This window comes from Nocardiopsis sp. CNS-639, from assembly GCF_000381685.1.
GTDB classification, from domain to species: domain Bacteria; phylum Actinomycetota; class Actinomycetes; order Streptosporangiales; family Streptosporangiaceae; genus Nocardiopsis; species Nocardiopsis dassonvillei.
In genome coordinates, this window is record NZ_KB906858.1 from 331,889 (window position 1) to 352,028 (window position 20,140).

18 protein-coding genes are annotated in these 20,140 nt (G+C 73.3%); 10 read left to right on the forward strand and 8 right to left on the reverse strand.

Features of this window, described 5'->3' with window-relative positions; translation table 11 throughout:
- Positions 1-9 precede the first annotated feature (9 nt).
- The 7 genes from G011_RS0110740 (at position 10) to G011_RS0110770 (ending at position 8,136) form a co-directional block, all read left to right on the forward strand.
- On the forward strand, positions 10-750 hold the full coding sequence (locus G011_RS0110740; protein ID WP_019608475.1) for a MerR family transcriptional regulator: 741 nt from the start codon (positions 10-12) through the stop codon (positions 748-750).
- A gap of 128 nt (positions 751-878) precedes the next feature.
- Entirely contained in the window at positions 879-2,807 is a 1,929-nt protein-coding gene (locus G011_RS0110745) for a S9 family peptidase (RefSeq protein WP_019608476.1), read from the forward strand.
- Between the two features lie 669 nt (positions 2,808-3,476).
- Positions 3,477-4,127: a bifunctional 2-polyprenyl-6-hydroxyphenol methylase/3-demethylubiquinol 3-O-methyltransferase UbiG gene (locus G011_RS0110750; RefSeq protein ID WP_019608477.1), complete on the forward strand. Its 651-nt coding sequence runs from the start codon at positions 3,477-3,479 to the stop codon at positions 4,125-4,127.
- A gap of 196 nt (positions 4,128-4,323) precedes the next feature.
- Positions 4,324-5,355 carry an ABC transporter substrate-binding protein gene (locus G011_RS0110755; protein WP_081642951.1) on the forward strand — a complete coding sequence of 344 codons (1,032 nt, stop codon included), beginning with the start codon at positions 4,324-4,326 and terminating at the stop codon, positions 5,353-5,355.
- Entirely contained in the window at positions 5,355-6,167 is an 813-nt protein-coding gene (locus G011_RS0110760) for a trans-aconitate 2-methyltransferase (RefSeq protein WP_019608479.1), read from the forward strand. The genes G011_RS0110755 and G011_RS0110760 overlap by 1 nt, the downstream gene beginning before the upstream one ends.
- On the forward strand, positions 6,164-7,312 hold the full coding sequence (locus G011_RS0110765) for an iron ABC transporter permease (protein ID WP_019608480.1): 1,149 nt from the start codon (positions 6,164-6,166) through the stop codon (positions 7,310-7,312). Before G011_RS0110760 ends, G011_RS0110765 begins: the two co-directional genes overlap by 4 nt.
- Positions 7,309-8,136: an ABC transporter ATP-binding protein gene (locus G011_RS0110770; RefSeq protein WP_019608481.1), complete on the forward strand. Its 828-nt coding sequence runs from the start codon at positions 7,309-7,311 to the stop codon at positions 8,134-8,136. Before G011_RS0110765 ends, G011_RS0110770 begins: the two co-directional genes overlap by 4 nt.
- Positions 8,137-8,411: 275 nt before the next feature.
- Here the strand turns inward: G011_RS0110770 and G011_RS0110775 are convergent, their stop codons facing one another.
- Positions 8,412-8,891, reverse strand: coding sequence for an NUDIX domain-containing protein (locus tag G011_RS0110775; protein ID WP_019608482.1), 480 nt, complete (start codon positions 8,889-8,891; stop codon positions 8,412-8,414).
- 355 nt (positions 8,892-9,246) lie between these two features.
- On the opposite strand from G011_RS0110775, the gene G011_RS0110780 reads away from it, so the two are divergent.
- Positions 9,247-10,767, forward strand: a complete 1,521-nt coding sequence (locus G011_RS0110780; protein WP_019608483.1) for an SMI1/KNR4 family protein — start codon at positions 9,247-9,249, stop codon at positions 10,765-10,767.
- Between the two features lie 176 nt (positions 10,768-10,943).
- On the opposite strand, the gene G011_RS0110785 is transcribed toward G011_RS0110780, so the two are convergent.
- Positions 10,944-12,602 (reverse strand): alpha/beta fold hydrolase, encoded by a 1,659-nt coding sequence (locus G011_RS0110785; protein WP_019608484.1) that lies wholly within the window; start codon positions 12,600-12,602, stop codon positions 10,944-10,946.
- 397 nt (positions 12,603-12,999) lie between these two features.
- On the opposite strand from G011_RS0110785, the gene G011_RS0110790 reads away from it, so the two are divergent.
- Positions 13,000-13,692, forward strand: a complete 693-nt coding sequence (locus tag G011_RS0110790) for a DUF1028 domain-containing protein (RefSeq protein WP_019608485.1) — start codon at positions 13,000-13,002, stop codon at positions 13,690-13,692.
- A 121-nt stretch (positions 13,693-13,813) separates the two neighbouring features.
- Here the strand turns inward: G011_RS0110790 and G011_RS0110795 are convergent, their stop codons facing one another.
- The 5 genes from G011_RS0110795 to G011_RS0110815 all read right to left on the reverse strand — a co-directional run bounded on the left by G011_RS0110795 (position 13,814) and on the right by G011_RS0110815 (position 18,699).
- Entirely contained in the window at positions 13,814-14,701 is an 888-nt protein-coding gene (locus G011_RS0110795) for an isocitrate lyase/phosphoenolpyruvate mutase family protein (RefSeq protein WP_019608486.1), read from the reverse strand.
- Between the two features lie 91 nt (positions 14,702-14,792).
- Positions 14,793-15,116: an STAS domain-containing protein gene (locus G011_RS0110800; RefSeq protein ID WP_019608487.1), complete on the reverse strand. Its 324-nt coding sequence runs from the start codon at positions 15,114-15,116 to the stop codon at positions 14,793-14,795.
- A complete protein-coding gene (locus tag G011_RS0110805; protein ID WP_019608488.1) occupies positions 15,113-16,462 on the reverse strand; it encodes a PP2C family protein-serine/threonine phosphatase in 1,350 nt (449 codons plus the stop codon). The genes G011_RS0110800 and G011_RS0110805 overlap by 4 nt, the downstream gene beginning before the upstream one ends.
- A complete protein-coding gene (locus G011_RS0110810) occupies positions 16,459-17,271 on the reverse strand; it encodes an alpha/beta fold hydrolase (RefSeq protein WP_019608489.1) in 813 nt (270 codons plus the stop codon). The genes G011_RS0110805 and G011_RS0110810 overlap by 4 nt, the downstream gene beginning before the upstream one ends.
- 198 nt (positions 17,272-17,469) lie before the next feature.
- Positions 17,470-18,699: an AI-2E family transporter gene (locus G011_RS0110815; protein WP_019608490.1), complete on the reverse strand. Its 1,230-nt coding sequence runs from the start codon at positions 18,697-18,699 to the stop codon at positions 17,470-17,472.
- A gap of 148 nt (positions 18,700-18,847) precedes the next feature.
- Here G011_RS0110815 and G011_RS0110820 point away from each other — a divergent pair, with 148 nt between their 5' ends.
- Positions 18,848-19,537, forward strand: coding sequence for an SMI1/KNR4 family protein (locus G011_RS0110820; RefSeq protein ID WP_036552485.1), 690 nt, complete (start codon positions 18,848-18,850; stop codon positions 19,535-19,537).
- Between the two features lie 72 nt (positions 19,538-19,609).
- On the opposite strand, the gene G011_RS0110825 is transcribed toward G011_RS0110820, so the two are convergent.
- Complete coding sequence (locus tag G011_RS0110825) at positions 19,610-20,098, reverse strand: hypothetical protein (RefSeq protein ID WP_019608492.1); 489 nt, start codon at positions 20,096-20,098, stop codon at positions 19,610-19,612.
- Positions 20,099-20,140: the final 42 nt, after the last annotated feature.

Genomic DNA, 20,140 nt, shown 5'->3' on the forward strand with positions numbered 1-20,140 from the left:
AGCCGACCGATGCTCAGCAGCGAGCTCGCCGAACTGGCGGGCGTCACCGTACGCACGTTGCGCCACTACCACCAGATCGGGCTGCTGCCCGAGCCGCCCCGCTCGGCCGGGGGCTACCGGCGCTACGACGTGGGCCACCTCGTCCGGCTCCTGCGCATCACGAGGATGACCGCCCTCGGTGTACCGCTGTCCGAGCTGCCCGCGGTACTGGACGATCCGGCGGCCGCGGAGGAACTGCTCGACGAGCTCGACCGCCGGGCCGCCGCCGAGGTCGAACGGCTCCTCGCCCGCCGCGCCAGCATCGCCGCGCTGCGCCGCAGCGGCGCCCCGCCCGACCTGCCGCCTGAGCTCTCGGAGCTGCGTTCCGCCCCCGACCCGGACATGCCCGAGGACATGGCCCGCTACGAGCACGAACAGCTCGTCCTGGTCGGACATCTGCTCGGCGGGGACGGTCCGGCGGGACTCGCCGCCCTGCTCGGCGAGGTGAACGACGGCACGGCCGCGCTCGCACCGCTGACGGAACGCTTCTACGCCCTGGGCCCCGACACCCCAGAGGAGGAGGTGGCGGCACTGACCGACGATCTGGTCGCGCGCCTCGAACCGGTGGTGGCGCGCCTGGCCGGCCTGTTCCCGTCCGACGCGCGGGCCTCGACCCTGATGGACGAACTGAACGGGCGGACCCTCCGACCCGTGCAGCACCGCGTCCTGCGCCGGGTCCAGCGGCGGCTGGCCCTGTCGGACGGGGGCTGACCGGGCTCCGGAGCGCTTGGCCGACGAGCGGGTGTGGCACGGGTCACTTCCTCCGGTCTTGAGTGTGACGCGACGTCGGGGAGTGGACTCGGGCGTGCACGAACCCGTCGACCACGAGGAACCGCCATATGACCGCTCCGTCGAAGCTGATCACCGTCGAGGAGTTCTTCGGCCCGCCCGTCCGCAGCCGGGCCCTTCTGTCACCCGACGGCACGAGGGTCGCCTACCTGGCTCCCTGGCGCGGTCGGCTCAACGTGTTCGTCCGCGACCTGGACTCGGACTGGACCGCCCCCGACCAGGTACACGAGGCCGACGCCCCGGGCGTCCGGCGCGTCACCTCCGACATCCGGCGCAACATCGACGCCTTCTTCTGGACCGCCGACGGCCGCTACCTGCTCTTCCAGCAGGACACCGACGGCGACGAGAACTGGCACCTGCACCGCGTGGACCCGAACCGGCCCGACGAGCCCGCGGTCGACCTGACCCCCTTCGAGGGCGTGCGGTTGCTCGGCGCGCAACTCACACCGAACCGCCCGGGCACCGCTTTCGTGCAGCTCAACATGCGCCGTCCCGAACTGGCCGACCTGTTCGAGCTCGACCTGGAGACCGGCCGCATGACCACCGCCGCGGAGAACCCCGGCGACGTCCTCTCCTGGCTGCGCACCCCGGACCGGCTGCTGGTGTTCACCATGGAGGAGGGAGGCGACCACGTGCTGTCGGAGCACACCGAGGGCGCACGGCGCACGATCGCGCGGTTCCCCGGCACCGACGCCCTCTTCGGCATCCTCCCGGCTGTGCTCACCCCGGACGGGAACGGACTGTGGATCGGTTCGTCGCGGGGTTCCGACCGCACCCGCCTGGTCCGGCTCGACCTGGAGACCGGCGAGCAGGCCGGCGTGGACAGCCACCCCGTGTTCGACCTGGACACCCCGCGCCCCGAGGCCGACCCGCGTTTCCCGTCCTCGCTGATCCTGCACCCGGGAACCGGGGACCTGCTCGGCGCCCGCTACCTCGGCACCCGTCAGGAGATCCACGCGCTCGACCCGCACTTCGCCGAGGTCCTGCCGCGGCTGGCCGAGCTGTCCGACGGCGACCTGGCCCACGTCTCCTGCGACACCGCGGCGCGGCGCTGGGTGGTGGACTTCACCCACGACCGCGACCCCGGCGTCACCTGGTTCTACGACCACGCCACGGGACGGGCGCGCCGCCTCTTCCGGCCCTTCCCCCACCTGGACCCGGCCGAGTTGGCCCCGGTCACCCCGGTCACAGTCAGCGCCCGCGACGGCCTGACCCTGCCCTGCCACCTCACCCTGCCGGTCGGGGTCCAACCGCGCGACCTGCCGACCGTGCTGCTGGTGCACGGCGGACCGTGGTACCGCGACAGCTGGTGCTACGACCCGGAGGTGCAACTCCTGGCCAACCGCGGTTACGCGGTGCTGCAGGTCGACTTCCGCGGCTCCACCGGCTACGGCAAGGCCCACACACAGGCCGCGATCGGCCAGTTCGCCGGGCGCATGCACGACGACCTGATCGACGCCCTCGACTGGGCGGTCGAACAGGGCTACACCGACCCGGACCGGGTGGCGGTCTACGGCTGCTCCTACGGCGGTTACGCGGCGCTGGTCGGAGCGGCGTTCACCCCGGACAGGTTCGCCGCCGCGGTCAGCTACACCGGAATGTCCGACCTGGTCGACCTCGTCGAGTCGGTCGTCCCGTTCGCCCGCCGTACCGTCGAGAACAGCTACCTGCGCTACATCGGCGACCCGGACGACCCCCGCCAGAGGGCCGACATGCTCGCCCGCTCGCCCATCAGCCGGGTCGACGACATCACCGCGCCGGTTCTGCTGATCCACGGCGCCAACGACGTGCGCGTCCACCGGCGCAACTCCGACCGGGTCTTCGACGCGCTCCGCTCCCGCGGCGCCGAGGTCGAGTACCTGCTGAACGAGACCGAGGGCCACTGGTTCACCAATCCGGACAGCAACATCGAGCTGTACGGGAGGCTGGAGCGCTTCCTGGCCCGCCACCTGGGCGGGCGGTCCGCGACCGGGTCCTGACCCGCGGCGACCTGCCGACGGCGTCCAGCCGCACGGGCGCCCGAGGCCGCCGGGCGCGGAGACGTGTACGCGTCGCGGCGGACCCGGGGGAGCCCCCTCCATCGTGAACGGGTGGGCGCCGACCCGCTCCCGGGGCCGGGCGAGAGGCCGGTGGGAGCTGGGCCGGGCGCCCACCTGTTCGGTCGGGGGCGTGGTGACCGCGCGTCCCGAGGCGGCAGGGTGTGATCTGTCCGTCGTGCCCCGGGCCCGCGCGGTCGCTTGCGATGCTATTTGAAAACGATAATCGTTTTCTATAGAAACGCGAGTGTCCTGGGTCACTCGAAGAAGGGCTGTGGAGGGTACGGGGACGTCCGTTCCGGGGGTGGGAACACCGAGGTCGGCAGGGTCCGCGCCCGCGGGCCGGTCGCGGTGTCCCCGCTCGGCGGGCCGTCCTGATCCCACACGGTTCGGCTCACCGGGGAGGTCGCCGTTGTCATCGACCGTGACGCGCTTCCGCGCCGCCAGAGCCGACAGGGCCGTTCGTGCGGCGCCGACGTTCGGGGGCGGTTTCGGCGGCCCGCCCAGGGCCTGCGTCCGGGGGCGGTTTCGGCGGCCCGCCCGGGGCCTGCGTGTTTGCCGGTATGGCAAAACTCTTTGTCCGGAACCACGGACGTCGGTGAGCATCGCCCCATGACACATGACGCTCAGGACCCCACCTCACCCAGCGCCGAGTTCTGGGAACCGCTGCACCGGTCGGCCGAGACCGTCACGGCGCCCCCGCCCAACGTCCGGCTCACCGAACTGGTGCGCGACCTCGAACTGGCGCCGGGCCGCGCCTGCGATCTCGGCTCCGGCCGAGGCGGAGACGCCCGGTGGCTGGCCTCCCTGGGCTGGCACGTCACCGCGACCGAGGTCTCGGCCACGGCGGTCGCGCGCATCGCCGACATGGCCGCCGCGCAGGGCCTGGACCGCCTGCGCGCCGAGCGGCACGACCTGTCCCGTTCGCTGCCCGCCGGACCGTTCGACCTGGTCTACGCCTGTTACTTCCACAGCCCGGTGGCGTTCGGCCGGGAGGACGTCCTGCGCCGCGCCGCCGAGCGGGTGGTGGTCGGCGGTCGCCTGATACTCGTCGACCACGCGTCCACCGCGCCCTGGTCCTGGCGCTTCGGGGACGAGGAGCCCACGTTCCCCACGCCGGAGGAGACCCTTGTCACACTGATGCTCGGGGACGGCTGGACCACCGAACGCTGCGAGAGCGCCGAACGGGTGGCCAACGGCCCCGACGGCACGACGGCCGGTGTCACGGACAACGTGATCGTGGTCCGCCGCCACTCCGCCTGACGGTCCCGCAATCCGGGGCGCCCGTGGGGAAACGGGCCTCCCGGATGGTTTGTCCCGTTTCTTCCGGAGTCGCGTTTTCGGGTTCCGTCCGGGGCCCCGCGCCCTGGAGAGGGCGCCCGCGGGATGCCGTGGGCGCCCCCTCGGCCGTCACGCAGCGGAGTACGGGCTGGTGGTGGAGGCGCTGTAGCCTACCGGCATGAATCTGAAAATCATTATCAGAACCGTGGGGGTCGTGTCGGCTCTCACCCTGGCCGGGTGCGCGGCGGCGCCCGCCTCCGGGACCGACTCCGCGGCGGCCGCCGGCGAGGGCACGACCTCCTACCCCCTCAACATCCAGAACTGCGACACCGAGGTGACCGTCGAGCAGGCCCCCGAGCGCGCGGTCTCGCTGAACCAGTCGGCCACCGAGATCATGGTCCAGCTCGGCCTCGCCGACCGCATGGCGGGTACCTCGTACGAGACCGACCCCGTCCCCAGCGACATCGCCGACGCCTACGAGAGCATCCCCCTGCTCACGGACGGCCTGCTCAAGCACGAGACCCTGCTCGAAGCGCAGCCCGACTTCGTCTACTCGTCCTTCGCCTCGTTCCTCACTGCCGAGAACGCCGGTGAGCGCGCCGAACTGCACGAGCTCGGCGTCCCGACCTACCTGAGCGAGTTCGACTGCACCTACCACGAGGCCGTCGAGGGCGGCGCGACCTTCGAGATGCTCTTCGACGAGATCGAGACGATCGCCCGGATCTTCGACGTGCCCGAGGCGGGCGAAGAGCTCGTCGCCGAGCAGCGGGCCGTGGTCGACGAGGGACTCCAGGCCGCCGAACAGATCGAGGGCACGCCCAGCCTGGTCTGGTTCTACTCCACCGCGTCGTCCTCCGCCACCCCGTCGGTCGCCGGACCCGGCGGGCTCCCGCAGACCGTGACCGAGATGCTCGGCGCCGAGAACGCCTTCAGCGACGCCTCCACCAAATGGCCGGAGGTCAGCTGGGACGAGGTCGCCGAGCGCGACCCCGACGTGCTCGTGCTCGCCGACCTGAGCCGCGGATACCCCGGCGACACGGCCGAGGAGAAGATCGAGTTCCTCAAGAACGACCCCCTGACCTCGACCATGGACGCCGTCGTCAACGACCGCTTCATCATCGTGCCCGGGCAGCACATGGACCCGTCGGTCCACAGCGTGCAGGCCGTCCCGACCATCGCGCAGGGCCTCATCGACATGGAGATCGAGTGATGACGACCACGACCACGAACACCCTCGAAGGGAACGCCCTCGAACGGCTCATCGGTGACTGGGACGCCCAGCAGGCGGCCTACATCACCCACCGCGAGCAGAGGTTCGAGATCATGCTCGACGTCATCGCGCGGACCTGCGCCTCCTCGGACGCGTTCGGGGCCGACGGGACCGGCATGACCCTTCTCGACCTGGCGTGCGGCCCCGGCAGCCTCTCCCAGCGCGTCCTCGACCGGTTCCCGGGCGCCCGGGTGGTCGGGGTCGACTACGACCCGGTGCTGCTCGCGATCGCGGGCTCCTGGCTCGGTCAGCGCCACGGTTCACGCTTCACGCCGGTCGACGCCGACCTCGCCGCGCCCGGCTGGAGCGCCCGGCTGCCCGAGGGACCGGTGCACGTCGCCGTCTCCTCGACCGCGCTGCACTGGCTGGAGCCGGCCCAGCTCGTCGCCGTCTACGGCGCCCTGGGCGCCCTGCTCCCCGCCGACGGCGTCTTCATGAACGCCGACCACCTGCGCTACGACCCGCGCTCGCAGCCGTTCCTCACCGGAGCGGCGGCCGACGACGACGAGCGCACGCAGCGCGACGCGCACTCGCGGGGTGTGCGGACCTGGGACGAGTGGTGGTCGGACGCCGTCGCGCACGACGCGTTCGGACAGCACCACGCCGAGCGCGAGCGCCGCTTCGCCGACCGCCCGCCCACACCGCACGCACCGCTCGAACTGCACCTGCAAGCGCTCGGTACCGCCGGGTTCGCCGAGACCGGGGTCATCTGGCGGTACTACGACGATGTCGTGGTGTTCGCGCGCAGATGACCAGACTCACCGATCCTTCGCGGACCGGTCCGCCCGACGCGGACGCGCTCCCCGACGCCGACCCGCCGGCGTCGGGGGCGGCGGCGGGCGGCGCCGAGGTCCCTCCCAAACGCGCACCGGGCAGGCTGCGCTCGTCCCTCGTCGTCGCCGTCTTCGTCCTCGCGTTGTGCGTGACGATCGTCGTCGCGGCCTTCGTCGGCACGGCGAACATCGGGGCGCTCGACGTGCTCGGGATCATCCTGCGCAACATCGGGCTGGGCGCCCTCGCCCCCGTCCCGGCGGCACCGCCGCTCATCGACGCCCTCATCTGGGAGTCGCGTCTGCCGCGCGTGCTCCTGGCCGCCGTGGTCGGGCTCGGGCTCTCGGTCTCGGGCGCGGTGCTGCAGTCGATCACCCGCAACCCGCTCGCCGAACCGTACCTGCTCGGGGTCTCCTCGGGGGCGTCCACCGGGGCGGTCGCGATCATGGTGCTCGGGCTCGGCTCGGGCGCGGTGACCCTCTCCACGGGCGCCTTCGCCGGGGCTCTGGCCGCCTTCGCGATCGTGCTGGTCCTCATCGGGGGCGGACGCGTCTCCAACCCCGCCCGCGTGGTGCTCACCGGTGTGCTGGTGTCGCAGTTCTTCTCCGCGATCACTTCGCTCGTGCTGATGCTCGACGGCGACGCGGACGCCACCCGGGGCTTCACGTACTGGCTGCTCGGATCGCTCGGAGGCGCACGCTGGGAGCCGCTGCTCGTGGCGTCCGCCGTCATCGTGCTCGGCGCCGTCGGCTGCCTGTTCTTCACCCCGGCCCTGGACGCGTTCACCTTCGGCTGGGACACCGCCTCCTCGCTCGGGATCAACGTGACCCTGGCACGGGTGACGCTCATGGTCCTCACCGCGCTCGTCACGGCGGCGGCCGTCGCGGCCTCCGGGGCGATCGGGTTCATCGGGCTGCTCGTACCGCACGTCGTGCGTCTGCTGGCGGGGCCCGCGCACCGCCTGCTGCTCCCCCTCAGCGGGCTCGGGGGCGCGATCTTCCTGGTGTGGGTCGACACCTTCGCCCGTTCGGCGTTCTCGCCGCACGAGATCCCGGTGGGAGTGATCACGGCGCTGCTCGGCGCACCGGTGTTCGCGGTCGTCCTGGGAAGGGCGGCCCGGCAATGACGGCACTGGAGGCGAACGGCATCACGTGGTCGGTCGACAGGACACGCATCCTCGACGGGGTCTCGATCCAGGCGCGCTCCAACGAGGTGCTCGCCGTGCTCGGGCCCAACGGGGCGGGCAAGACCTCGCTGCTGCGCATCCTGGCGGGACTCCGGCGGCCGGACGCCGGAACGGTGCTCCTGGGCGGGGAGCCGGTCCGCTCCCTGCCCCGGCGCGCGGTCGCCCGGCGGGTGGCGATCGTGGAACAGTCACCCGAGGTGCACACCGACATCACCGTCGACGATGCCGTGGCGCTCGGCAGGACGCCCTACCGCGGCACCTTCGCCGGGCTGGACGGCGAGGACCGCGCCGCGATCGAGCAGGCGCTCGCCCTCACCGGGATGCGCGCCTACCGGTCGCGGTCGTGGCGGACGCTCTCCGGCGGTGAGCGACAGCGTGCCCAGCTCGCCCGCGCGCTCGCGCAGCGGCCGGAGGTGATCGTGCTGGACGAGCCGACCAACCACCTCGACATCGGCTACCAGCTCGACGTCCTCACCCTGCTGCGATCGCTCGGCATGACGGTGGTGACCGCCCTGCACGACCTCAACCTGGCCGCACGCTACTGCGACCGGGCCGCGGTCCTGCACGCCGGGAGGATCGCGGCGACGGGACCGCCCGCCGCCGTGCTGACACCCGAGCTCGTCCGTTCCGTCTACGGGGTCGAAGCCGTCGTCGACACCTCCCCGCACACGGGAGCGCCGGTCGTGACCTACCTGGGCGGTGTGCCCGAAGGGTCATCACCGGTGTCCGCTCCCGGGCCGCACCGCCGGCGGCAGGCGGAGTGAGCCGCTTCGCGCGGCCGTGCGTGCGGGGTCTGCTCCTCGCCCGCCAGGCGGGGCAGCGACCGTCGGCGGGACGGCGCGGGCGGCCCCGGCCGGGGCCCGGCTCCGTGACCTGAGCCGCGCACACCGGAAGAGAACGGGAAGGTCCCGGGCTCCGCGCACACGGGGCGACGGGACCTTCCCCGTTCGCGTTCCGCGGCGCACGGTGTCCCCGATCCGCCAGCCGTGTTCCCCGGGTCGGCTCTCCACCGTCGTCCGGTCGGTCCGGGCTGGCGGATTCACCCGCGGGGCGTCTCCGTGTGGGGGTCGGCCACCAGGGCGTGCAGGTCGCGCAGGTTGTCCTCCAGGAACCGCGCCAGCGGTTCCGGAAGCAGACGGATGCTCCTGAGGGCTTCGGCGGTACCGGTGAGGACGACGGTCTCGTAGGTTCCCCGCGTGGGGTCGGAGAACTCCGGCCCGGTACGGCTGGAGGGGTCCGTCTCCGTCAACCGGGCGACGAACACGTGCTGGACGAGGGTCCCCTCGGGGCGTTCGTCGGTGAGGACCACGACCTCGCGCACCCGGTCGACGCGTCCGCCGAGTTCCTCCAGGACCTCGCGGCGCAGGGCCGCCTCCACGGAGGCGTCCTCCGGTTCGACGCCTCCCCCGGCCGTGGTCCAGTAGGGGGCGCGGCCCGGACGGGTCCGCTTGATGAGCACCAGCCGCCCCTGCCGGTCGAACAGGATCGCGCGGGCCTTCTGCTTGATGATCTCGGGCATGTCCGTGATCCTGCCGTGGTCGGAGCCGGTTGTCCCGGTGGACGAGAGAACTCTGTCCTGGAGGCGACCCGGTCCGGGGCCGCCCCGGACTCCGGGGCCGGGGGATTCCTTGCTGTGCCGGGGGCCTCGATGTCGGGGCCGCCCCGAACCCCGGGTTCGGGGGAGCCCTCGCTGCGTCGGGGGCCTCGATGTCGGTGATCTGTGCGCCCTCCCGGACCCGGGCGGTGTCACGGAGACCGGGGGCCGTCCGGGGACCGGAACGTCGGTGGGCGCCCGTACCCTCCTTGCGGACGCGCGGGCGGCGGCGCCCGCCTCCCCTCCGACCGACCCCCATCCCCTCACCGCTGGGAACCCGATGACCGGACACACGACCCCTCTGGCCTTCTCCACCGAGCGCCGACGCGTCGGCGCTCGGGAGTGGACGCGAACCCCCCGGTTCAACGTCCTCATCGAACCGGGGGAGCCGGTCGCACCGGCCCGGATCGGCTGGCGCGACTGCGAGGGCGGCGAGGCCGTGGCCGTGTTCGACCCCCGTATGGACGCGTTCACCGGTACACGCGTCACCCTCGACGGGGTCCAGTACGAGTGGCGGGGGACCCGTCTGGACGAACCCCCCGAACGTCCCGGCCACCGGTTCCGGATCCAGGGCGGCGACCGTGAGCTGCGTCTGCTCGTCGAGGACGGAGGACCCCCGCTCACGCGGGTCGACTGGGCCGACCGGGAGGGCGGAGGAGGGACGGTTCTGCTGCGCGCCATCGAACTGGATCCGACCCAGAGCCTCGGCGCGGAGGGCCTCACGCCCATGGTGTGCTCGGTGCGCGCGGGCGACGAGTACACCGACGCGGGCCACGTGGCCCGCAACCTGCTCGAAGTCAACGCCGAGAACTGGCGGTCACGGCGTCGCGCCGACCGGCTGGACTTCACCATGTCCGCACCCGTCACCGTCCGGCACTACGTGCTGCACCCCGCCGACGACTTCCCCGACCGCGACCCCGCGGACTGGTCCCTGCTCGGGTCTTCGGACGGCCAGGAGTGGACCCTTCTCGACGCCCGGTCCGGTGAGTCCTTCCCCGCCCGGCGTCTGGCGCGCGACTTCACCGTCAGCGGCCCCGGCGCGGACACGCCCTGGCGGTACCTGCGGCTGGAGGTCACCCGCAACGCGGGTGCGGACCAGACCCAGCTCAACCGGGTGCGGTTCTTCGCCGAGGACCGCGCCTACGAGGCCTTCCACGGGCTGCGCCACACGGCGCGGAGCGGTCCGGAAACGTTCATGGGCCTGGCGGTCGCCCCGGAGGGCGGGGACGCGCCCGCGCTACCGGTGACCGTCGAGGAGTGGCGGACCTACCTCACCGAGTACAGCGCCGACATGCTGTGCGTCGCCGAGGCCGAAGGGGAGGAGGTGGGTGGGGAGGAGCGGACCTCGTCCTGGTTCGGCAACGAGGGCGCCCCGGAGGAGCGGATCGCGGCTGCGGAGGAGCGCCTGGGCCGTCGGCTGCCGCCGAGCTACCGCTCCTTCCTCGCCGCGTCCGACGGCTGGGGGAGGATGGGGGCGTTCGTCTACGGGATGAGCTCCACCGCCGAACTGGAGTGGGACAGCCTTGCGAACATGATCGGTCTGGGCGAGGAGGACCTGGAGGACGAGGACGAGGGGCTGGTCGGGCCGCTGATGTGTGTGGCCTACGACACCGACGCCCAGTTCTGGTTCCTGGACGCGGGCGATGTCTCCCCGGACGGGGAGTGGGCGGCCTACATCTGGGCGAGCTGGTACCCCGGTCTGGGCGACCGGCACCGCTCCTTCGCCTCGCTCGTCCACGCCGAGCGCGTCTCCTTCGAGGAGCTCAACGCTGGCAAGGGGCGCCCCGTTCGGGTCCGGTGACGCGGAGGGACCGCTGGAGCCGGGGCGCCGTGAGGCGCTGGCCGGAAACAGGGTCCGCAGCGCCTCGGAGTTCTCGGCCGCCACACCGCCGCCTGCGCCTCCAGGTCCAGTGTGAGCACGGGGGAGCGGCCGTCCTCCTCCACGGTCGGGCCGCGGAGGAGGACGACCGCGCGGAGTCAGCTCCGCGGGCCTTCCGCGGCTAGGGGATCGGCCCACAGCGGGACGCGGTGCGGTCCGGCCTCCAGGGCCCGGGCCGCTGCTCCCGCCCTCTCCTCCTCCGGGGCGCGGGGGTCCTCGGACCGGGGACGTCCGGCGCACACGGTGTCCCGGGGCGGTGCGCCGTCCACCAGGTAGGCGTCCACCGCCGCCGTCACGCAGTCCATCCCCTCGCGCCCGTAGAAGGTGTGGTTCCCCTCGTCGGTGACGGTGATGAGGGAGTTGTCCAGCTTGTCGGCCATGAGTTCGGCCCCCTCGTAGACGGTGTTGGCGTCGTACTCGGCGCCGATGACCAGACCGCGCGGGTAGCCGTCGCGCTCCAGTTCCACCAGCGGGGCGGGTGTGTGCGAGGCGAAGGTGCAGGGCTGGGGTACGTGCCAGACCGCCCCGACACCGTACGGGCTGCGCTCACGGACGTCCCGGACGCCCGCGTAGTAGTCCGACAGGCGTGTGGGCCACTCGGCCTCGCAGAGCACCGCCATCATCAGGGAGACGTTGTCGTACTCGATCCCGGGGTCGGGCCACTCGGGTTCCTCGGGCCACTCCGGTTCCTCGGGCAATTCGACATCGGGGCGGGGCAGGTCGTTGACGATGTACCAGAGGGTGGTGGTCCACTGGCCCCACTGGTCCTGGAACCGCGCCGCGTAGCCGACGTCCTGGTCGAAGTAGTCCGCGGTGTAGATCCACGGCTCCGGCTCGCCCGGCCACTGGTCGTAACGGGGGTGCTCCACCAGCCGTGCCCGGGTCCGCTCGAAGACGGCCAGCACCTCCTCGGGAGTGGACCCCAGACCGTAGACGTCGTCGTGCTCGGCCACCCAGGCGGTGTAGCGCTCCACGTTGGCCCGGTATCCCTCGCTCTGCAGGGTGAAGACGTCGCGCCACATGCCCTCGGGCGGGACGGCGGAGTCCAGGACGCTGCGGTCCAGGCGTTCGGGGAACAGGCTGCCGTACACGGCGCCGAGGTAGGTGCCGTAGGAGCGGCCGAGGTAGGAGATCTCGTCCTCGCCCAGGGCGGCGCGGATCACGTCCATGTCCCGGGCGGTGTTCGCTGTGGTCATGTGCGGGATCAGGTCGCCGTGGGCGCTCTCGCAGGCCCGCTGCGTGGCGATCACCGTGCGGGTGTGGGCGGAGACCGCCTCGTCGGTGGGCCGGGGGACCGTGGCCGGGTAGTTCGTGCCGCAGTCCAGGTAGGGGGTGGAGGCGCCGCTGCCGCGCGGGTCCATCCCGATCACGTCGTAGACCTCGGCGACGCGCTGCGCTCCCAGGGAGGAGAAGGCGTGGTCGGGTCGGTCGCCCACGGCCATCTGGCGGCCCGTGCCGCCGGGTCCGCCGGGGTTGGTGAGCAGGATGCCGCGGCGCCGCTCGGGGTCCGAGGCACGGTTGCGGCTGACCGCGATGGAGGCGCGCTCGCCGCCGGGGTCGGCGTAGTCCAGGGGGACGTCGATCCAGGCGCACTCCACGTCGCGCAGGAGGTGCTCCTCGCAGGGGGCCCAGGCGACCTCCTGCTCGTGGAACGCCCGGAGGGGGTCGTCGGCGGCGGCCGGGGCGGTCGCCGCCAGGGATGTCACCAGGGCGAGCACCAGGGTGACCGCGGCGGTGAGGACGGGTGCTGTACGCACGGGGGGTCGTTCCTTCGCTTCTCCGGGCGGGCCGCGGGGCGGCGCCGGGGCGTGTATCGGCCCGGTCACCGTACGCACCGCGCCGTGGCCGACGACACGGGCAAAGGTCACGAACCGCCCGTGCTGACCGGAAACGGCCAGCCTCCCGGTCCTGCGCGGTGCCCGCGCCCCGCGTTCCCTCCCGGACGGGCGCACCGCCGTCCGGCACGGGCCCGACCAGCGCAGGCCGCTCGGCGCGGCCCGGGCGCGGGCGCCTCTCCACCGACACACCCGCGGCCGTCAGCACGCACGCCCGGTACCCTTCCCGTGACCCGCACGAGCGCCCCGGCGCCCGGCGCCGAAGCCCCACCGCACCGGCCGGGCGTCCGTTCGTCCGAAGATCCGAGAGCGAGACCGGTTGTACGCAGGCACCTTCTCCATCGTCGCCCACGACGTCGCCACCGGAACGTGCGGTGTCGCGACCAGCAGCCGCTTCCCGGCGATCGGCGCGCTGTCGGTGTTCGCGCACGCGGAGGCGGGGGCGGTCGCCACACAGGCGCTGATCAACCCGCTGCTGGGCGCGGACGCCCTGGAGCTGCTGCGGTCCCACTCCGCCGAGGAGGCGCTGCGCCGGGTCCTGGACGCCGACCCCGACGCCGACTCGCGACAGGTCGCCGTGGTCGACCGCGAGGGACGCGCCGCCGCGCACACCGGCGCGCAGGCGCACCCGTGGTGCGGCCACAGGGTGGGGGACGGGTACGCGGTGGCGGGAAACATCCTGACCGGTGCCGACACGCTCGACGCGATGGCCGAGCGGTTCGAGGCCGGTGCCGGGGAGCGGATGGACCGGCGGCTGCTGGGCGCCCTGGAGGCGGGGCAGGCGGCCGGCGGCGACCGGCGCGGCAGACAGAGCGCCGCGGTGTACATGCACACCGGCCACCCCTACCCCCACCTGGACCTGAGGGTGGACGAGCACCCCGACCCGGTGGCCGAGCTGCGCCGGATCCACGGGGTCGCCGAGCGGGAGCTGCTGCCGTTCGTGGAGGCCATGCCCACGCGCGCGCACCCCGCGGGCCGCTTCGAACGCCTGCTGGACACCGGCGACCACTGAGTCCGCCGCCTGCGACCACGATCTTCCACCGCCGTGGGAAGCGTGCCGGCGGCCGACCGGGGCGGCAGCGGCGCGGCGCCCCGCGGCGGTGACGGTTTCAGGAGCGGCGGCCGTCTCCGGCTCATCCGTCCGCCGAGCCCCGGGCGAACCGCCGCGCGAGGCCCTGCACCGCCCCGTAGTCCGGGACGCCCTCGGGGAGGGGGAGGCCCGACGCCACCGCCTCGGCCGCCGCCAGGGCCCCGTGCAGGGCGGCGCGGAAGAGCAGTGAACCGCAGCTCACGCGCCGCACGCCCAGGTCTGTGAGGACCCGCAGCGGCGGTCCGTCGGGGGAGTGGAGGATGTTGAGCGGAACACGCAGGGCGGCGACCAGCGCAGCGATCTCCTCCTCGTCACGCAGGCCGGGCACGAACACCCCGTCGGCTCCGGCCTCCTCGTAGGCGGCGGCCCGGTCGGCGGTCTGTTCCGCGTGGCCGGGCAGCCAGCGGGTGTCGGTGCGCGCGTTGAGGAACAGCGTCGGCGCCGCCTCCCTGACCGCGCGGATCACCGCCCGCTGGTGTCCGGTGTCGGCGAGCCCGCCGTCCGGAAGACCGTCCTCCAGGTTGATCCCGGCGATCCCCGTGCGCTCCAGTTCGGCTGCCAGCGCGGCGACCCGTGCGGGTGACGCGCTGAAGCCGCCCTCGACGTCCACGCTGACCGGAACGTCCAGTCGGGACAGGCCGCGGGCGAGCCGCAGCGTCTCCTCGCGCGCGAGCCCCCGGGCGTCGGGCAGCCCGGCCGCCGCGGCCACACCCAGGCTGGTGGTCCCCACGGCGCGGAACCCCGCGGCGGCCAGGGCGGCGGCCGACGCGTGGTCCCAGGCGTTGGGCAGCAGCAGGGGAGCGCCCCGCAGGTGCAGGGCACGGAACCGCTCGCCGGGGCTCTCCGGTTCTGTCGGGAGGTCGGCGCCGGATGGCAGAGGCGGGCGGTCGTGGTCGGTGGATCCGCTGCCGGGTTCTGTTCGGGAAGCCATACGGCGACGCTAGGGCCGCGTCGTTTCGGTCGCCGCCGAAGCGACGGGGCGGCACCGGCCGAACCCTGCTGGCCGCAGGGCCCGCCGCGGGTCAGGCGGTGCCGGGGTGGATGGTGAAGACCCGGTTCAGACCGACCATGGTCATGATGCGCAGGGTGTTGGCGGGGACGGAGAGCAGGGCCATGTCGGCCCCGGCCGCCAAGGCGTGCTGACGGGCGGCCAGCAGGGCGCTGATACCGCTGGAGTCGCAGAAGTCCAGGCCGGACAGGTCGATGGACAGGCACTGGCCGGAGTCCAGGGCCAGGAGCCCGACCTCGTGGCGCAGGGTCGGGGCGTGGTCGTAGTCCAGCGAACCGGTCACGTCCAGGACGGGACCCGTCGCGCTGTCTCGACGGGTGACGGTCAGGGCGCTCATCGTGGACCGCTCATCGTGTGGTGTCCGGTTTCGGACGGGGCGGTGGAGGGCTGGGCGGGGACGCCGAGCGCGAGGAGGGCGGTGTCGTCCTCCAGGCCCTCGCCGAAACCCTCCAGCAGTTCGGTCAGCGCGCCGACGACGCCGTGGGCCGTGGAGGGGGCGTGCCGCGCGGCGAAGGAGAGCAGGCCCTCCTCGCCGTACATCGTGTCGGGCCCGGCGCCGGTGCGGGCCTCGGTCAGGCCGTCGGTGTAGAGCACGAAGGTGTCGCCGGGGGCGAGGGCGGTCTCGACGGTGGCGAAGTGGGCGTCGGGCAGCACGCCGACGAGCATCCCGCCGGGGGCGAACAGGAACTCGGCCCGGCCGTCCCCGCGCAGGGCCAGTGCCGGGGGGTGGCCGCCGAAGGCCAGGCGGGCACGGACGTGCCCGGCGTCGCCGTCGGGTTCGAGGACGCCGAAGACGGCGGTGCAGTAGCGGGGGTCGCCGTTGTCGGCGTAGCGCTCCAGGAGGGCGGTGTTCAGCGTGCCCAGGGCGTCCGCGGGTTCGGAGGAGTGCAGTGCGGTGGTGCGCAGGACGTAACGGGCCTGGGAGGTCAGGGTCGCGGCCTCGGGCCCCTTGCCGCTCACGTCGCCGAGGAAGAACGCCCAGCGCCCGTCACCGAGCGGGAAGAGGTCGTAGAAGTCGCCGCCCAACCGGTAGGGGGAGGCGGTGTGGTAGTAGGCGGCGGCCTCCATGCCCGGAACGTCGGGCAGGGTGTCGGGCAGCAGGGCTCTCTGGAGGATGACGAGCGCCTCTCCCAGGCGCGCCCGGTCCGCCTCGGCCCGCCGGTGCGCCTCCTCGGCCTCCTCGCGGGCCCGTTCGGCCTCGGCGCGGGCCTGCTCCGCCTCCCTGCGGCGGCGCAGCAGCTCCTCCTCGTAGGAGCGGCGGTCGGTGGCGTCGAAGACGGTGGTGCGGACCAGCAGCGGCTGTCCCCCGTCGTCGCGCTTGACGGTGGAGGAGACCAGCACGGGAAGGCGGCCGCCGTCGGAGGCCCGCATCTCCAGGGCGATGCCGTTGACCTCGCCCCGCAGGTGCAGCAGGGGGGCGAAGTGCGTCTCGTGGTAGAGCCTGCCGCCCACGGTGAGCAGGTCGGTGAAGCGCATGCGGCCCACCACGGCGGCGCGCTCCAGGCCGAGCCACCTCAGCAGCGTCGCGTTGATCCTGGCGACCGTGCCGTCCATGAGCGTGGACAGGTAGCCGCACGGCGCGGACTCGTAGAGTTCCTCGGCGCTGTCCTCCAGCAGCGCACTGAAGGCCGCGTCGGTGGCGGAGCCGTTGCCGGCCCCGGGAGGCCCGGTCTCCCCGCTCATCCGGCGTCTCGGAGGGACTCCAGGAACTCCAACAGCGCCGCCGCGGTGGCCCGCGGCGCGCTCAGCTGCGGGCAGTGGCCGGTGGCGTCCAGGGTGACCAGCGTGGAGGAGGGGATCGCGGCGTGGACGAAGGCTCCCACCTCGGGCGGGGCGATGGCGTCCTGGGCGCACTCCAGGACCAGGGTGGGGACCTCCACGACCTTCAGGTCCTCGCGGTTGTCGGACAGGAAGGTGGTGCGGGCGAAGACCCGGGCGATGTCGGGGTCGGTTGCGCAGAAGCTGTTGGTCAGCTCCTGCCCCAGTTCGGGCCGCTCGGGGTTGCCCATGATCACCGGTGCCATCGCCGACGACCAGCCCAGGTAGTTCGACTCCAGCGAGGCCAGCAGTTCGTCGATGTCGGCCGCGCTGAAGCCGCCGCGGTAGCCCTCGTCGTCGATGTAGCGGGGGGAGGGGGTCACCATCGCCAGCGCCCGGATCCGCTCCGGCAGCGCCCGCGCGGCCAGGACGCCGACCATGGCGCTGACCGAGTGCCCCACGAACACCGCCCGTTCCAGGTCGAGGGCCTCGCAGACCTCCACCACGTCCTGGGCGTAGCCCTCCAGGGAGGAGTACCTGTCCTCGCTCCAGGCGGAGGAATCCGACCCTCCGGAGCCGACGTAGTCGAACAGCACCACCCGGTACCGCTCGGCCAGGGCCGGTACGACCAGGCGCCACAAGTTCTGGTCACAGCCGAACCCGTGGGCCAGCACGACCGTCGGCCCGTCGGCCGCACCGGTGACGGTGACGTTGTTCCTGCGCAGGATGTCCATGTCGACCGCCCTTTTCCTCACGTCGGCCCGTACGAGAACGGTACTCGATCCCATGGGGTGTTTCCGGTGCCGAAACGGACGTGTCCGTCATCTCCTCAGGCGGCACGGACAGGGGCGGCCGGGACGGAGCGGTCCCCGCTTCCCCCGGGTCTCCGGGTCACGGCCCCGCGTCGGCCCGGACGGCCGGGGAACGGGCGGTCACGGCCCCTCCCCGCCGTCCCGCCCACGCGGACCGGGGGGACGCGCGTCGTCCCCGTCGTCCCCGTCGTCCTCGGACGCCGGGGACGGCTTCCCGCCCTTCCCGCCCTTCCCGCCCTCCTCGGCGTCGGAGAGCAGGTGGTGCTCGGCCACCTCGTAGCGCCGGATGTAGGTCCCCAGGAACGCCTGCATGCTCGCGCCCATCGGCAGCGCGAGCAGCGCGCCGGGCGCCCCCAGGATGGCCACGCCCGCCAGGACCGAGCCGAACGCCACCGCGGGGTGCATGTCCAGGGTCTTGGCGGTGATGCGCGGCTGGAGCAGGTAGTTCTCGAACTGCTGGTAGACGACGATGAACACCAGCACCCACACGGCGGGCCAGATGCCCTCCGTCAGCGCCACGAGCACCGGGACGACCCCGCCGATGTAGGTGCCCACGGTGGGGATGAACTGCGACAGCACGCCCACCCACAGCGCCAGGGCGAACGCGAAGGGGATGTCCAGCGCGACCAGCACCACGTAGTGCGCGCCCGAGCAGACCAGGGCCAGCAGCGCCCGGGAGTAGAGGTAGCCGCCCGTCTTGGTGATCGCGATCTCCCAGGCCCGCAGCACCTCGCGCTGGGTGCGCGGCGGCAGGACCGAGCAGATCACGCGGCGGAAGCGCGGGCCGTCGGCGCACAGGTAGAAGGTGAAGAGCGCGATCGTCAGCGCGTTGAACAGCAGCGCCAGGACGGTCGTCCCGGCGCCCCAGACGTTGTTGGCGATACCGGAGGCGTACTGCTCGATCAGCCCGCTGGCGCTGGAGATCTCGTTGAGCAGGGTGGTGGGGGAGTAGGAGGTGTCGAACGTGGTGTTGACCCAGGCCAGCGCGGCGCGGATCATCGCGGGGATCTCGGAGACGAAGGCCAGGATCTGGCCGACCAGCATCGACCCGAGCAGACTGAGGAACACCACGGTCAGCGCCAGCACCAGAAACATCACCAGCCCCGTGGCGGGCCCGCGCGGCCAGCGGTGCCGGTGGAGCCAGTTGACCGCGGGCTCCAGCGCCAGGGCGAGGAACAGCGAGATCAGCAGCAGCATGATGAGGCTCTGCAACCGGACGAACAGCCACAGGGCGAGACCGAACGCGGTGACCAGCCACAGGGCCAGCAGCATGGCCCGGGGGAGCCAGCGCGGCATGCCGCCGCCGCGGTCGGGGCGCGCGGACCCGGGCGGTGTGGTGCTCGTGTGCAAGCCGGTTCTTCCTCACTGTGTGCGGCAGCGCGACGGGGCTCCCGCGGCGTGCCGGGACGGTTGCGGCCCCACCGGACGATAGCGCCTCCCGGCCGCCTCTCCGTCCCGTCGCCGCCGCACTGTCGGCGGGGCTTCCTACGATGCCGCCATGGACACGAGTACGGATGTGTGGGCGGGAGTCCGCGAACGGGTGCGGGAACTGGCGCGGGCGCCCGGTGCCCGGGAGGTCTTCGGCGCCGGTTCCCACCGCTTCGAACTGCTGGAACCGCTGACTCCGGAGGAACTGGCCGAGGCGGAGGGGCAGCTGGGCATCCGCCTGCCGGCGGGGTACCGGGAGTTCCTGCTCAGGGTGGGCGCCGGCGGAGCGGGGCCCGCCCACGGTGTCTTCCCCCTGGTCAGAGGGGCGGACGGCCGGTGGCGGTGGCACGGCAACGGCGCGGACCTGGTCGCCCCGGCGCGGCTGGCGGAGCCGTTCCCCTCCACCGGTCCCGACCCGCGGTCCCTGGCCGCCCTGCGGGCCGAGGAGCCCGTCGAGGAGGACTTCGGGGACGGCGAGGAGTTCGACCGGGTCTACGAGGCCTGGGACGCGCGCATGGCCGACCTGCTGTGGGCAGAGGAGCGTACCGTCGGCGCGCTGTGCCTGTGCCACCTGGGCTGCGCGCTGCGGCAGTGGCTCGTCGTGACCGGCCCCGAGGCCGGGCGGATGTGGAGCGACGGCCGTGTCGACGACGAGGACCTCGCACCGCTCACCGGCGGGGACGGCGCGCCCCTGACCTTCACGGACTGGTACCTGGGGTGGCTGGAGGAGGCCTCCCGGGCCGTGGCGGTCCGGTCCTGACCAAGGCCCGGTGCGCCGCCCGTCCTCACGGGCGGCGCTCTCCCCGGGCGGGGTCGGGCGCCGCCGACCGCCTCAGACGGACGGGGCCGTGCCGGAGGGCGGCGGCGTCCTGGGCGGGGGCGGCTGGTCGCGCCGGGCGCTGTGCCCGACCGCCCGCGGTTCGCGGCCCTCGGCGGCGCAGCTCAGGATCTCCCTCGCGGCGAGCCGTCCCGCCACCTGGAAACTCCGGACGTTGGAGTCGGTCCAGTGCCATACGGCGTCGCGCAGCACCACCCGGGCCGCGAAGGCGGGGAGGCCCTCCTCCCGTTCCCGCCACGCCTCGCGCGCGCCCTCCGCGAACGCCTCGGCGAACTCCCGCGGAAGCGGTTCCCCGGTGTACCGGCAGGTGGGGGGAAGGTCGTCGACGAACGCGAAGTCCCCGGCGGCCTCCTCCGGTAGGGGTTCGGCGTCGACCCAGACCATGGCGAAGGAGCCGGGGCACGCGGACTGTTCGACGTGGCGGACGTAGACGCCGGTGACCGGTCGCGGCAGCGGTGGCGGGCGCTCGTGGTCGATGGACACGTGTCTCTCCTGACGACGGGGATCCCAGTGTCCCTCCGCGCG